Genomic DNA, 12,843 nt, shown 5'->3' with positions numbered 1-12,843 from the left:
AAAGTACATTCTTTGAAAAGTGTACTTTATTTTTGTTTTGTACTTTATTTTAGAGTGTAATATAGTCCATAATTTAGTTACGATATTCCAGTTTGGGTGGGAATTCAATTGTACAAAATGAGGTAGAAAATATTAGGAAGTTAGTGAGTTCAAATGTACATTTTTTAAGGTAATATTGTGTAGATTTTAGAGGAGTACAGTAGTAATATAGTCTATATGTTTTTACGGTGTTAATGGTATAATAAGAAGTATATAATATTATGTAATGGGGTGAATATTTGGTAAACAATAAAAAAATTGAATCACTAGGTGTTTCTCATCTGGCTACATTTATAGATAAAAACGATTATCTCCAATCCTATCTTGATCAGAATGATAAAACTCCATCATGGGACGGAACTATACATGTTTTAAAAAATCCAACAGATAGAAAAGAAGATATTATCGGGGTGGTTCCTGTCCAAGTTAAATCTACACAAAAAAGTGAGATTCCTCTTAATAATTTTCGCTTAACTTTAAGTGATCTAGAGTTATATTTGAGGACAGGGGGAGTGGTATTATTTGTGGTTTCATTAGGCAATAATTATGAACTAAACGGGATATATTACAAATCTTTACCTCCATTAACAATCAAACGTCTACTTAAGAATAGCAAATCTAAAAAATCAAAAATTAAAGAACAAATTAATAAGACAGTACTAGTTAATATTCATCCATTGCCTGCTGAAAAAGTGTATGCAGAGTTATTAGATTTTATTAGAACCAGTGACAGGCAACGTAGTTTTACTGATAAAAAATTACCAAGTTTAAGTGACTTACCTAAAGATAAAGTTATCAAGTTTTATCATCGAGGAAAAAATCCAGTTGACATTTTTAATTATCAAGAAGAACACGATATTTTTCCTTATCTAGAAGATGCGGAAAATGGTGCTATAATTCCAGTTGATAGTACAATTAAAGTAGTTGAAATTTTTGAAGAAACTGATTTAATTTTTACTATAGGAGAAACATTTATCTTTGATGATATAAAGAGACATCGTTTTCCAGATGGTAGTGTAGAACTTCGAATTGGATCAGGATTTACATTTTCAGCTCATAAGAAAACAAACAAATTCAGTTTAAATTTTTCACGTCCCGATAATTTGTCAGAAGCCATTAGATGTACTGAAGCGTTACAAGAATTACAAAAAGCAGGATATATTACATTAAATGGTAAAAGTGTAAAATTTGATGCAAATAATTTAAATGAAATTAAGTTGATGAATTTAAATGAGCATCTTGAAGAATTGCAACGCATTGCTACTATTATGGATAATATAGGCATCAAAAAAGAACTTGATTTAGCATTATTTGATAGTCAATCGCAAAAAAATTTGTCCTTTCTTAATAAAGGTCTAATTTTAAGAGAAACGCTTGCTTTAAATTATGATGAATCAAAATTACTTCATCTGAAAATTGCTAACATCCACATTATCACATTATATGAATTTGAAGATGATAAGAAGGGGGCTATGATAGATATTTTCAATGAAACTCCTTGGTGTCGAAGAGGGGAAGATGAAGATTATTCAGATATTTCTATTTTTGAAGTTTTTGAACCAAATGAATGGTTAAAAATAGATAATTGCAACTTTGATTCCGTAATAGCTTCCTATCAACGACTAGTTGATAATAGTTTAAAGTATGAGGGGGCTGACAATACAATAATAAAAATAATTGCAGCAGCTGATATGGCAAAAGATACTGAAAGAAGAGAGACGCTGCTTAATTGGGTTCAAAGACTTTCTGATTGGAACTTAAATTATTTCAAAAATAGCGAGATAGCTATTATAAATGATCTTCAAATTAAGTATAGAAATCGAGAATTGAATAATAATGAAATGGAAACTCTTACTAGCATTTTGATTAATAATTATGGTAAAAATGAAATTTGTTTTGGTGCCTCAGTGTTGTTAAAATCAAAACAACAGGCTAATTTTTATTGGAATAAATTGGATGAGGAAACAAAAGAGCGATATTTAGATTATCCCATTTATAATTTATTTCAAAAACTATAGTTTAGTTTTAACATCCTTTGATGCTAATAGAGTTTCCCAACTAAGTCAAACAAGTTTTCATCATTTTGGAATGGGTGTTTTAGAAAAAATGTGTGTAGACGAAGTGAGAACATTTACTCCAAGCCAATTCGAGAATTTTATAACTAATAATGCATAGCTTTTTCCTAAAGATAATAAAAAGGTTGAAATTTTTTTAGCCTTTTCTTATTTGATTACGAATATATAAGTAAGAGCATATAAAGCTCATCACAGAGAAGGAGAACTATATATGACTGAACTTTACTTATCCCATCTTAACTGTCCACAATGTGGCCGAAAATGCCTACATGAGCGATATAATGTGGTGAATGCAACAACTCATCCCGAATTAACTAAAGCTATCACAGAATGGAATTTGTTTAAATTCTCCTGCCAACATTGTGATAAAGAACAAATTATTACCTATCCTACACTTTATCTGGATAAAGAGAAGAAGTGTGCAATACATTATGTCCCTTACATTGATAAAGCAATTTTTACTAGACAGCAAAACTATATAAAGCTAGAAGGGGTAGACCTGTCTGAATACCGTTGTAGAATTGTCCATGATTTGGAATCCTTTATAGAAAAAGTACAAATATTTAATGCAAATCTAGACGATCGTGCTATTGAGTTGATGAAATACACCAATAGCCCATTGGAAGAAGGGGATATTCAGTTTTCTTATGACAATGTAGTCCTTTCACAAGTTGGACCTTCTAATTATCAATTTATGTTTATCAATAAGGATGAAGTAGTAGCATCACTTGATTTTTCAAAGGAACAATATCAATTTTTCATTTCAGAACTAGAAACTATTGAAGACAAGGAATTGTTCATTAACGAATATTGGGCAGGAAATGTTATTAGACATGGTGTCATATCATAGTCAACAATGATGAGTACTCTTGCTTTTTTGAGTGATTTACTATATATTGAAGTTAATATAATTTCAAAAAAAGTAAGGAGCAAATTGCGTAATGGACTTAGAAGAACTTTATGATAATCTATCGGTTGAAATATCAAACTTAGGTATTCGTCTTGATAAAAATGTATATCAAGGGACTCAGAAGCAAACACTATTAGATTTTTTAAAAGAATTTGAAGTATTGTGCAAAGATAAGGAGTTTAATGTAGAATTTACTCAAGTAGTTTCCTTGGCTAGTTATGAAAATTTAATTCAGGTCACTGCTCAAGAAAGTGTTGAGTATGTAGCTAATACCATCCAGAAATTCTATACTGATTTTATTGAATCAATCAAGGATGAATTGTACTAGCAATAAGTAGTAAAAAAGAGGTGAATCCTCTTTTTTATTCTTCTTTCTCAATTGCTTCATTATTCATAAACGCTTCGAAACTACCAATTGGTGCAAAATCTATATAAATGGTTGAATAATCGTCTTTTTTTCTCCAAAGTCTCACTGAATCTGTCCCCTTTTTTTGAAGCCAATCTCTGGTAACAATTTGTCTTTCATTTAGCCCAAGTACATCAACTAGGAGCCATTGACCTAGTGCTGACTGTCCGTAAAGTTTATTTGTCTCAGGGTCACGCTCAGTCAAACTACCCGATTGCAGACTTTTCATTCTTTCTTGGCCAACAAGAGCAGGGATCAACTTTCCATTCGGTAATTTTAAATGAAATCGAACTTGTGGTTTATTCTTCTTATCCCCAGTATAGTTATTTTGCATTCGTTCTACTTCAAAAATATCGGAACAGAAAAAGTTAGGAACTTTTTTATGAAATTCTCTTGGGATGGGGATGTATATTTCATTGAGTGGACGTAGTGTTGAACTCCCACGATTTTTAGGTGCTGAATTCCAAGAATTAAGTCCTGATTTTTCTTCTACTTCTTTGCTACGATATGAATAAAGCGGTAAATACACTTCAACAATATCGTCCTGATGTGATTTGTTTTTGAAATCATCTATGAAATTAAAGTACGATTGTAAGAGAAATTCAAATGGATCATCAATAATATTGACATCAAATGTATTAAGAACTAAAGTATCTTTTTTATTTGAGTCAAAATGTTGCCATATTTGTGAATCGCTATAAGTAAATTTATAATCTTTATGACCATCAGACCATTGAAACGCAGTAGAAGTACGTTTAAAATCTCTGAGATTATTCAAGTCCACCAAAGGGTATAGAGTCTCTTGAATAACAAATTTTCCTGCGTCCCTAGTAATATAATGATAGATGTTACCATCTTCTGTGAGCCCTAGACGCTTATAGTCAGCTAACATTCTATCATTTTTAATTTGAGATAATTTTAAAGCGAGTTCTTCATCTGATTTGCTAAAAAGTGGATCAATTTCAGCTTTATAGCGTTTCAATTGCATTACTTTTTGAAAAGATGGACTTGAGTTCATCCATGTTTTCAAACCGATACCTATTCTTTTATCAGCAAATATTGACAAGATATCATGAGGAGTATTACCGATGTCAACATTCTCACTTTTAAAAACCTTTGCATAGATTGTCTCTTGAAACTTTGAATCAAGATATGGAATAGGATCTCCATGTTTTTGTCTAAAAAGGTTAGTTAATGCACCATATACCTGAAGAAATTTTATATATTCCTCTCTTTCCTCCTTAGTATATTTTTCCCATATTGACATATTCGTCTCCTTTATAATTCCTGACTACATACTCTTTATTATAACAGAAAAAGCTAGTCTAAAACTAGCTTTTATCATATTCATTTTATACGATACTATAAAATTCTAAATTACCTTTTTTCTTGATAAATCTAAAATATTCTTCGTCTGAAAAAATACTCAATCCATCTTTGTAAGATTTAATAATTTTTTCAGCTTGTTCGTAGCTGTCAACAAATTCCTTAACATAAGATTCCCCTTCAAATTGTCCGTTCATCTTAGTATAAATAATTGCAAATTTACCATTTCTAGCTAGTTGTGATTCTCCTTGTTGATTCAAAGCGACAGAAATATTTTCCGCAATACGTTTAATTACTGGGACAACCACACTATTACCAGCTTGTTTATACAGTTGACCATTTGATAGTTTTTCTGGAAGTTTAAACTCTTTAGGAAAACCTTGAACATTAAACGTCTCTTTAGGTGTCAATTTACGAATCTCATGATTATTGGTTAAAATCAATGGCACATTATGCCCACCTGTTCCCATATTAGCAGTTAAAGTAGGTACAACTCCATTTTTATTCTCGCGTACATATTGTCTACGCCATTGATATACTGTATCCTGACTGTCAATAGCATGTTTCAGTTCTTCATAAAATTTTTGTTTACCTTCACGGTAGTAATAGTTCTCATCTAGCTCTGCCCCAAAGTCAATAACGTCTTTTAGTGTTGTTGTTAGTTTGATTTCTTCAGGAAATTCAAAAGCATCATAAGATTCTTTATTATCAAAACCTACTATATAAATTCTCTCCCGATTTTGTGGAATGTTACCATAGTCTTTACCATTTAAGACTTTCCACTTAATAAAATAGTTATTATCCGTCAAAGCTTCTCGTATGACTTTAAAAGTATTACCATGATCATGGGAAACCATATTTTTTACATTTTCGATAAAGACAACTTTTGGTTTCTTGGCTTCAATAATTCGGAGTAATTCAAAGAATAAATCTCCTCTATCATCATCAAAACCTTTTCTATAGCCCGCTATACTAAAAGCTTGACAAGGGAATCCACCAACAACAACATCAATGTTGTCTTTTCCAGTCTCATCCAATACTTCATCAGCTGGTACTTTGTGAATATCTCGGCTATCAAGAGGGGTGTTGGGATGGTTGAGAGCGTAAGTAGCACGAGCATACTTATCAAATTCATTAGCATACACCACTCTGAACTCGTTGGTTTGTTCAAAACCTAACTCAATTCCACCAACTCCACTAAAGAAAGCAGCAATGTTATGCTTCATGGCAGTTTTGGAACTTACAGAATTTGTCATGTATTTTCTCCTTAATTAATTATTAACTCGATAATTATATCACTTATATTCAAGAAAAGCAGCAAAGAACTACGTTTTTTTAAATTTTTTGGTAAAATTAAAAAACGAGGTTTATTTATGGATACAAATAATTTTGACGAAAAGACTCAATTTTTAGAAGTTCGACTTGATGAGGAAGGAAAAGCTTATATTTTTCCGATAATCAAAAATACAGAATTTGGCTTTAATCCAGATAAAGTAATTAAAATTACTGAAGAAGATTTTAATGTGGCTTTCGAATTTTCTTATAAAATGACGTTTGGGCACCAAGGAGAACATAATCCTAGTAGTTTCACTAGTGACAGTGGTTACGATAGAAAACCAGGTGAGATATTTGTTAATACTTTTCAAGGTAAATTATCTGAAGTTGCAGTTCACAAGTACTGCTTGGATAACAACTTTGAGTGTTCAAATGTTGATTTTACAGTAGGTCAACTTGAATTCTGGGATAATATTGACCTTGTAATAAATAAGAAAAACGTATCAGTTAAATCCACAAAAGGCTTTAGTAGGTTTTTATTATTAGAAGTGAAAAATTATGATGAACAAGGCAATTATAAATACCCTTATAACAAAGGATTTGTTGTAGATTCTTATCTATTGTGTCGTGTACAAGGTGAGAACTGTTATTTTACCAACAATATAGAGAGTGTAGAAGGGATTTTTAAGCAAAAACGTTGGCTTTATTCAGAAAATCTTGAGTTTCAAGAATTATTCAATGAACTAAGCAAAAGAATATGGTACGTTGAAATAACAGGTTTTGTATCAAAGAAAAAATTATCAGAATATGTCATAAAACAAAGACATATCATGAAAGAAGGCAAAATAATGGGAAAATCTAATGAAAAATGAAAGTAGATAATTACTATGTACATGTTTCAGATTTGAGTTTCAAAAGATAGTTAGATTTTTCATCTTATGTTTAGCAAGTATTATAGTTATATTTAAAATATTTTAATTATAATAAATTATTATATGGTATAATGAAGAGGGTGAAAACGAAAATTAGGAGGAAACAATGATGGGTACAATATTTGATGTTGCCTATTATATTTTAAATGAACTTGGTGAAATGTCTACTATGAAATTACAAAAATTATGCTATTATGCTCAAGCGTGGTCTCTAGCATGGGATGGCATTCCATTGTTTAACGAAGATTTTCAGGCATGGGCCAACGGACCTGTTTGCAAAGAACTTTATGATGTACATAAAGGAGAATTTCTTATTGAGTCAAATGATTTAGAGGTTTATATTGGTGATTATGAATTTTCTGAAGATGAGATTGAGACACTATCCGTGGTAATAGGTGACTATGGACATCGGGAAGCATTTTGGTTGAGTGAGCTCACTCATAGTGAGCGTCCATGGCGAGAAACAAGAGGAGCGTTGCCATTAGGAGAACGGAGTACGGAAATCATTTCTAAGGAATTGATGCAAGAGTATTATTCAGGATTAATTTGAAATGGGGAAGAACAAAAAAACCAATTTTAAGAAATCGACAATATCACGAAAACAGACTGAACAACTCTATAACCCTGATTCATATAAATCATCAAAACCTATTTGGAGTTTTGAGTTAGCTGATTTTGAGCACAGTGATTGGAGTGTTCTTAATAATGATTTTATTGATAAGGAAATTTTTAAAAAGCTTAGAGATTATGAAGGCATGACTTGGCAAGAAATTGATAGCAGTAGTGGGGGACGAAAAAAAGGAACAAATTCTCACTTTATATTATTTGAAGATATGATTAAAGAAGCTAGAGATAGAGCTGATGAATTAAATTTACTGCAACATGAATCTCTTTATTCCTTGAGGATACAGGGAAAAATTAGATTATTTGGAGTTCTAAAAAAAGGGATATTTCACATCGTGTGGTACGATTGCGAGCATGCTATTTGTCCCTCTAAAAAACAATAAGTTATTTAATATTATTTCGCATTAAATAAAAAACATAGAACATACTGATTCTGTTGAGTAGGACAATGTGTTCTATGTTTTTTATTATGATGATGGAGATAAATCGTTTTTCTAGTAAACAATTCTATAAAATTATACATTGAAATTTTTATAAATTTTCAATGTTAACAATCTCTTCAAATAAACGTAGGTATTCTTTTTGTTTTTCTTGGGGTAGAAGTTGAAGTCTATTATGAAATTTCTCAAAGAGTGGGGCAATAGAGTTCGTATTGTTTTTATAATCTTGTAAAAAACTGCTAAGGGATAAACCAAAAGCTTCAACAATTTTTTCTAGAGTATTAACTTTAATATTAGAGCGTTCTCCACGCTCTATTTTTGCTATTGAGGAAACATCTAAGCCCGCAGCTTCAGCTAATTGCTCCTGTGTTAGTTGAAATTCTTTCCGTAATGTTTGGATTCTTTTGGCTACAAATTGATCTAATGTCATAATCTGTCCTCCTTTTATTAAAGAATATAGGTTTTTAAGGACAGTTTACAGGTATAAAAAGGACAATTTATATATCCTCAAAAGGACAATGTATGATATAATGTATATATAATTTTTTATTCGATAGTCGTTTAAAAAATTATAAAATTTGATATTTAAGTTGCTTTACCTACTTTCAGGAGGTGAGAATAGATAGTCTTGGTATTGCAGATTTGGAAATATATTAAAAAGATAGGATGATTAAATATTATGTATTGTTCAAAATGTGGGAAACAAAACGGTGAAGGTAGTAAATTCTGTATGTCCTGCGGAAATGCACTTCAAGCTCAAAATACAACTCATGTGAAGCAGACTGAAAATGTTAGCAATATAAATACTCAACCCAAGTTAGGGCAAACACCTGACTTCTATACCTATGTGTGTGTCGCGCTAAACATAGTAGTACTATTTGTCGGTAGAAACTCTCCAACAACAGCTTGCCTTGTTTCTATTTTTGCTACTTTGGCAGGGTTCATCGGTATTAAACGAACAACAAATCGGATCTTACATTTCATTGTTCTAGTAATTTCACTCATTATTTTAGTTTCTAGTCTTCTGACCTTTAGTGTTAGTGGATAGTATGTGAGGAGGATAAATTATGTCATTTTTAGAAGAATTATCATCAAAACTTGCTGATGTTGGAAATATTGCAAGTCAAAAAACACAAGAGTTCACTCAGAATGTGAAGATTCAAAATTTAGTTAACAAAGAAAAAAAGCAACGTGAGGAGCTTTTAAAATCCTTGGGTAACTTATACTATGAAAAGTATCGTGAAGTACCTGGTAGCGAATTTGAAGAAATTATTTCACAAATTAAAGTGTGTGACGAAACAATTCAAAGTTACACCACTGATTCATCTTTAAAAACGGATCAATGTCCATCTTGTGCGAAGTACATAGAGAAGGGGATTGTTTTTTGCCCTCATTGTGGACATAATTTGAAGCAAGAATCACCAATAGTTAAGGAAGCAGTAGTAACAGAAGAAGTGATTCCTCAAGAAAAGATAGAGGAAAATGCACCTACACCTATTGCTAATCAAAAATTCTGTACCAACTGTGGCTCCACGTTAGCAGATGATGCTGTCTTTTGTGTTGAATGTGGAAATAAAGCTGTTTAAAAGAGACTAAGTATATGAAAAACAATAAATTACTAACAGTTGTTTTTATCGTATTTTGTATCATTTTCTTGATGAAACAATGCGGTAAAACGAATTCTCAAACAAATGTGTCACAAAATAATGAACAGTCTCTGTTTGGCAAAAAGGAACAAACGATACCTGCAGATGAAGTTCATAAATTCGAAAACTATAAATCTCCAAAAGGCGTTCTGGATGATGACGGAATTTATCGGTACAAATTCCTAGACGAAGATGATTCTGTCTATGATGCCATGTCTTATCAAGAGGTTGATGAAATTTTACCTGTCTTTGAGCAAAGGAAAATCAATGTCACTTTAGGTACTAATTTTTCTCTCTATTCTAATCATTTTAACTTACCTACTAATTGGGAAGCTATCTATAAAACAATATATAATAAAAAACCTGAGTCTGAAAACAAGTTTGAATTAGCTAATGGAGAATCTCGACTTCTTACGCACTATTTGCCTAATTTTAAAAATGAGGAATTTTCATTTCTTGCCCTTAGGTCTAACGGAATAAATACTAAAAAAAGGAAAATTAAACTACCTGATGCTGATTTGACAACTATTAGTGTTGAATATAAAAAGCACTCAGGTTTTGCCAATGAATATAAAATGAAGGAAAATGGTAAAGCTCCATTTTCTTACGAAGGAATTAATATAGGAATTACTCGTAAGCAATTCTTAGAGAATGTCACTATCAATAATCCTGTTTATGAAGATCAATACTTTAATTACAATAAAGAATTTGACAAAAATAGCAAAGGATACAGTATTACATATTTCTTGGATGAACGTGGAGAAGATGATTCGTCGTATGCAGAATTTAAATTTGAAAATGAAATTTTAACGGAAATTAGGATCGTTTGTACCAAAGAATACCTTAAACTCAAGGTTCAATAATAGGATACATATATAATTATTTTCTCAAATTGAAAGGGGTATGATGAAAAAGATATGGATTATTGGTGCGTTAGCATTATGTTTATTGATTCTTGCTAAAACTTTGGTATTTAATCAAAAAAATGGTCCAGTAGTCATTCAAGCTATTCGCCAACCAGGATATGAACTTGAAATGACAGTGCAACTATTTAATTCTGAAACAAAAGAAATAGCAGGAACCTACAAGTTAAATAAAAAGAATAACTTTATTCAAAAAGATGAAGTGCCTGTTGGAAAATATGAAATCAGCGTGTTCGTAGTCGGCATGGAACCCCGTGCAGCTACGAAAATCGGGGGAACATCTGCTGTAAAAGAAGTAGTTGTAAAGCCAGAAATAACAAAGAAAGTTGATAAAACTCCACGCTTTGTAGTCATGCAAGGGGATGAAGAGTATCTGGATAACTACTTTGGCATGGTGAGTTTTCAACGTGCAGATGGTAGTATGTTGCATGGTGAGTTTTCTGATGGAGAATTAAACAAAATCCAACAAGAAGCCATTTCTATGCAAGGTGTACAAAATGATACAGCCCAAGGTAAAAATGGTACAGGCAAACAATCTAATAATTTTTTAAAGTTCTTTATTATTTTACTAGCTATTATAGGAGCTGGATATTACTTTAAACAAACGAAAGTGAACTAGCTTCATACATAAGTCCAGAGAAAGAGGCTAACAATAGCCTCTTTTTTACTGTTTTAAAGATGAAGTAGTGGATATCACTCTTCAAAAATGACATTTTTAGCAAAATATGTTATAATACAAAAAAAGTAAAGATAACAAAAGTAAAAGAAACTTAGTAAAAGAAAAAAAGTAAATATCCAACCATAGTAGACAACACATTCATTGTTTGAGGAATCCTACTATGGTTTTAACGTTACTGAACTATTTAATAGTTCCAATTACCAAGATGAAGTTACTTTTGTTATTAGATTAATTTTAAATATCATAACGATCAATGAAAGTACTCATCGATGTCCCCTCTTTGCAGTTTGTTGCATAGAGGAGAATGGTACTGAATTGGTCGTTTTTTTGCGTTTTTTAGCAATAAAAATTCAAGTCAGGACATTCAATCAAAGTAGAAAAAGGAGGTACTATGAAGTTTGTTTGCTATAAACATTCTCTCATTTTAGGTGATAATCATCTTGTTACTAAACAATTTATTGCCTTAAAACACGAAGATGGCAGATTGCAATTTACCAATTTTCATCGCTATGTAAAATCAGCTGCTAGAATTAAACCTATCTCTGATAATGGTAACAAACGTTTTTCGTATGTTGTAAAGTTTTTAAATTATGTTTTTGGAGTAGAAGGAATTGCATCTTTAGACCAGTTAACATTAGATACGGTTAGAGAATTTTTTATGCATTATGGTTTAGGAACGCTTCCTGGTGATACCCAGCATCGGAAGAAGAGCACTGTTGAGATTTGTGTTAATGCTGTTTTAGATTTCCTAACACTCTACCTAAACGAACGGAAAAAGAAGGCTAATCTATCTCCGAAAGACCTATATGCTATAACAACTTATACCAACAAACGTGGACGGGTTATTAAGCGAAAAGAGCCCAATTTTGAAATCTATGTGGATGATAGTAACATGGAACAAGTTATCTTTCGCGACATGCCAAATGCTGCCTTTGAAATGCTATTTGCTCATATAGCTAAACAGCACACAGATTTGCTCATGGTAGTAGCGCTAGGGGCTTTTGTTGGTTTGCGTCCATCTGAAGCTTGCAATGTCAGACGAGAAGATAGTCCGCTAGGTCCTGGCATCATCTTTCATCAGGCTGAGGGAGAGACATTTAAGGTTGAAATAGATTTACGTAAGGAAATACCCCTGCGTAGCGATTTAAAGCCCACAGGACGCATCAAGAAGGAGCGGATGCAAGCCGTCCCATATATCTTTCTAGAAGTGTTTGTGGACACCTACAATGATTATATGGCATATCTAGAAGGTCAGAAGTATGAGAAGGACTACGGTCCATTGAATTTGAACAAGCAAGGGAAGGCTTTAACTTATGATGTCTATTATCAGCGTTTCCGAAAGATTATCCGAGAAGAGATGATCCCAATATTCCTTAACTCAGATGATGAAGAAGTTGTGTTTTTTGGCCATTTATTGCAAGAGCATAATATCTCCCCTCATATCTTCAGACACTGGTACACAACACAGTTAGTTCTTTCTGGTGTGGATGAGATCAGTGAGCTGATGTCGGCAAGGGGTGACAAATCTCCTGAAAGTGCATGGGTGTATCTACAAAATAAAGGTGAGA

14 protein-coding genes are annotated in these 12,843 nt (G+C 31.9%); 11 read left to right on the top strand and 3 right to left on the bottom strand.

Features of this window, described 5'->3' with window-relative positions:
• Window positions 1-278: 278 nt before the first annotated feature.
• The 3 genes from A3I9_RS0108885 to A3I9_RS0108875 all read left to right on the top strand — a co-directional run bounded on the left by A3I9_RS0108885 (window position 279) and on the right by A3I9_RS0108875 (window position 3,352).
• A complete protein-coding gene (locus A3I9_RS0108885; protein ID WP_018378467.1) occupies window positions 279-2,057 on the top strand; it encodes a hypothetical protein in 1,779 nt (592 codons plus the stop codon).
• Window positions 2,058-2,325: 268 nt separating this feature from the next.
• Window positions 2,326-2,964 carry a CpXC domain-containing protein gene (locus A3I9_RS0108880; protein WP_018378466.1) on the top strand — a complete coding sequence of 213 codons (639 nt, stop codon included), beginning with the start codon at window positions 2,326-2,328 and terminating at the stop codon, window positions 2,962-2,964.
• Between the two features lie 91 nt (window positions 2,965-3,055).
• Window positions 3,056-3,352 carry a hypothetical protein gene (locus A3I9_RS0108875; RefSeq protein ID WP_018378465.1) on the top strand — a complete coding sequence of 99 codons (297 nt, stop codon included), beginning with the start codon at window positions 3,056-3,058 and terminating at the stop codon, window positions 3,350-3,352.
• A gap of 34 nt (window positions 3,353-3,386) precedes the next feature.
• Here the strand turns inward: A3I9_RS0108875 and A3I9_RS0108870 are convergent, their stop codons facing one another.
• Both A3I9_RS0108870 and A3I9_RS0108865 read right to left on the bottom strand, forming a co-directional pair.
• Window positions 3,387-4,697, bottom strand: a complete 1,311-nt coding sequence (locus tag A3I9_RS0108870; RefSeq protein WP_018378464.1) for a phospholipase D-like domain-containing protein — start codon at window positions 4,695-4,697, stop codon at window positions 3,387-3,389.
• Window positions 4,698-4,782: 85 nt separating this feature from the next.
• Entirely contained in the window at window positions 4,783-6,012 is a 1,230-nt protein-coding gene (locus tag A3I9_RS0108865) for a DNA cytosine methyltransferase (protein WP_018378463.1), read from the bottom strand.
• A gap of 117 nt (window positions 6,013-6,129) precedes the next feature.
• Between A3I9_RS0108865 and A3I9_RS0108860 the strand changes: the two genes are divergently transcribed.
• The 3 genes from A3I9_RS0108860 (at window position 6,130) to A3I9_RS0108850 (ending at window position 7,970) form a co-directional block, all read left to right on the top strand.
• Window positions 6,130-6,903, top strand: coding sequence for a hypothetical protein (locus A3I9_RS0108860; RefSeq protein WP_018378462.1), 774 nt, complete (start codon window positions 6,130-6,132; stop codon window positions 6,901-6,903).
• 166 nt (window positions 6,904-7,069) lie between these two features.
• Complete coding sequence (locus A3I9_RS0108855) at window positions 7,070-7,513, top strand: Panacea domain-containing protein (RefSeq protein ID WP_018378461.1); 444 nt, start codon at window positions 7,070-7,072, stop codon at window positions 7,511-7,513.
• Between the two features lies 1 nt (window position 7,514).
• On the top strand, window positions 7,515-7,970 hold the full coding sequence (locus A3I9_RS0108850; protein ID WP_018378460.1) for a hypothetical protein: 456 nt from the start codon (window positions 7,515-7,517) through the stop codon (window positions 7,968-7,970).
• Window positions 7,971-8,118: 148 nt separating this feature from the next.
• On the opposite strand, the gene A3I9_RS0108845 is transcribed toward A3I9_RS0108850, so the two are convergent.
• Entirely contained in the window at window positions 8,119-8,457 is a 339-nt protein-coding gene (locus A3I9_RS0108845; RefSeq protein ID WP_018378459.1) for a helix-turn-helix domain-containing protein, read from the bottom strand.
• A gap of 249 nt (window positions 8,458-8,706) precedes the next feature.
• Between A3I9_RS0108845 and A3I9_RS0108840 the strand changes: the two genes are divergently transcribed.
• From A3I9_RS0108840 to A3I9_RS0108820, 5 genes are all read left to right on the top strand, one after another.
• Entirely contained in the window at window positions 8,707-9,075 is a 369-nt protein-coding gene (locus A3I9_RS0108840) for a zinc-ribbon domain-containing protein (RefSeq protein ID WP_018378458.1), read from the top strand.
• Window positions 9,076-9,094: 19 nt separating this feature from the next.
• On the top strand, window positions 9,095-9,613 hold the full coding sequence (locus tag A3I9_RS0108835) for a zinc-ribbon domain-containing protein (RefSeq protein ID WP_018378457.1): 519 nt from the start codon (window positions 9,095-9,097) through the stop codon (window positions 9,611-9,613).
• Window positions 9,614-9,627: 14 nt separating this feature from the next.
• Complete coding sequence (locus tag A3I9_RS0108830) at window positions 9,628-10,536, top strand: hypothetical protein (RefSeq protein ID WP_018378456.1); 909 nt, start codon at window positions 9,628-9,630, stop codon at window positions 10,534-10,536.
• A gap of 40 nt (window positions 10,537-10,576) precedes the next feature.
• On the top strand, window positions 10,577-11,215 hold the full coding sequence (locus tag A3I9_RS0108825) for a hypothetical protein (RefSeq protein WP_156809186.1): 639 nt from the start codon (window positions 10,577-10,579) through the stop codon (window positions 11,213-11,215).
• Between the two features lie 451 nt (window positions 11,216-11,666).
• Window positions 11,667-12,843, top strand: a 1,177-nt coding sequence (locus tag A3I9_RS0108820; protein ID WP_018378454.1) for a site-specific integrase, incomplete at its 3' end; no start/stop codon positions are given.

Origin of the sequence: Streptococcus ovis DSM 16829 (genome assembly GCF_000380125.1) — a bacterium.
In the GTDB taxonomy this organism is placed as follows: Bacteria; Bacillota; Bacilli; order Lactobacillales; family Streptococcaceae; genus Streptococcus; species Streptococcus ovis.
The sequence above is the reverse complement of the archived record's forward strand: the minus strand, read 5'-3'. Positions and strand labels throughout refer to the sequence as shown.

What these genes read in the sequence shown, in the direction of transcription:
- A3I9_RS0108880 (WP_018378466.1), top strand. Translation starts at nt 2,326, where the DNA reads ATGACTGAACTTTACTTATCCCATCTTAACTGTCCACAATGTGGCCGA.
- A3I9_RS0108875 (WP_018378465.1), top strand. Translation starts at nt 3,056, where the DNA reads ATGGACTTAGAAGAACTTTATGATAATCTATCGGTTGAAATATCAAAC.
- A3I9_RS0108870 (WP_018378464.1), bottom strand. Translation starts at nt 4,697, where the DNA reads ATGTCAATATGGGAAAAATATACTAAGGAGGAAAGAGAGGAATATATA.
- A3I9_RS0108865 (WP_018378463.1), bottom strand. Translation starts at nt 6,012, where the DNA reads ATGACAAATTCTGTAAGTTCCAAAACTGCCATGAAGCATAACATTGCT.
- A3I9_RS0108860 (WP_018378462.1), top strand. Translation starts at nt 6,130, where the DNA reads ATGGATACAAATAATTTTGACGAAAAGACTCAATTTTTAGAAGTTCGA.
- A3I9_RS0108855 (WP_018378461.1), top strand. Translation starts at nt 7,070, where the DNA reads ATGATGGGTACAATATTTGATGTTGCCTATTATATTTTAAATGAACTT.
- A3I9_RS0108850 (WP_018378460.1), top strand. Translation starts at nt 7,515, where the DNA reads ATGGGGAAGAACAAAAAAACCAATTTTAAGAAATCGACAATATCACGA.
- A3I9_RS0108845 (WP_018378459.1), bottom strand. Translation starts at nt 8,457, where the DNA reads ATGACATTAGATCAATTTGTAGCCAAAAGAATCCAAACATTACGGAAA.
- A3I9_RS0108840 (WP_018378458.1), top strand. Translation starts at nt 8,707, where the DNA reads ATGTATTGTTCAAAATGTGGGAAACAAAACGGTGAAGGTAGTAAATTC.
- A3I9_RS0108835 (WP_018378457.1), top strand. Translation starts at nt 9,095, where the DNA reads ATGTCATTTTTAGAAGAATTATCATCAAAACTTGCTGATGTTGGAAAT.
- A3I9_RS0108830 (WP_018378456.1), top strand. Translation starts at nt 9,628, where the DNA reads ATGAAAAACAATAAATTACTAACAGTTGTTTTTATCGTATTTTGTATC.
- A3I9_RS0108825 (WP_156809186.1), top strand. Translation starts at nt 10,577, where the DNA reads ATGATGAAAAAGATATGGATTATTGGTGCGTTAGCATTATGTTTATTG.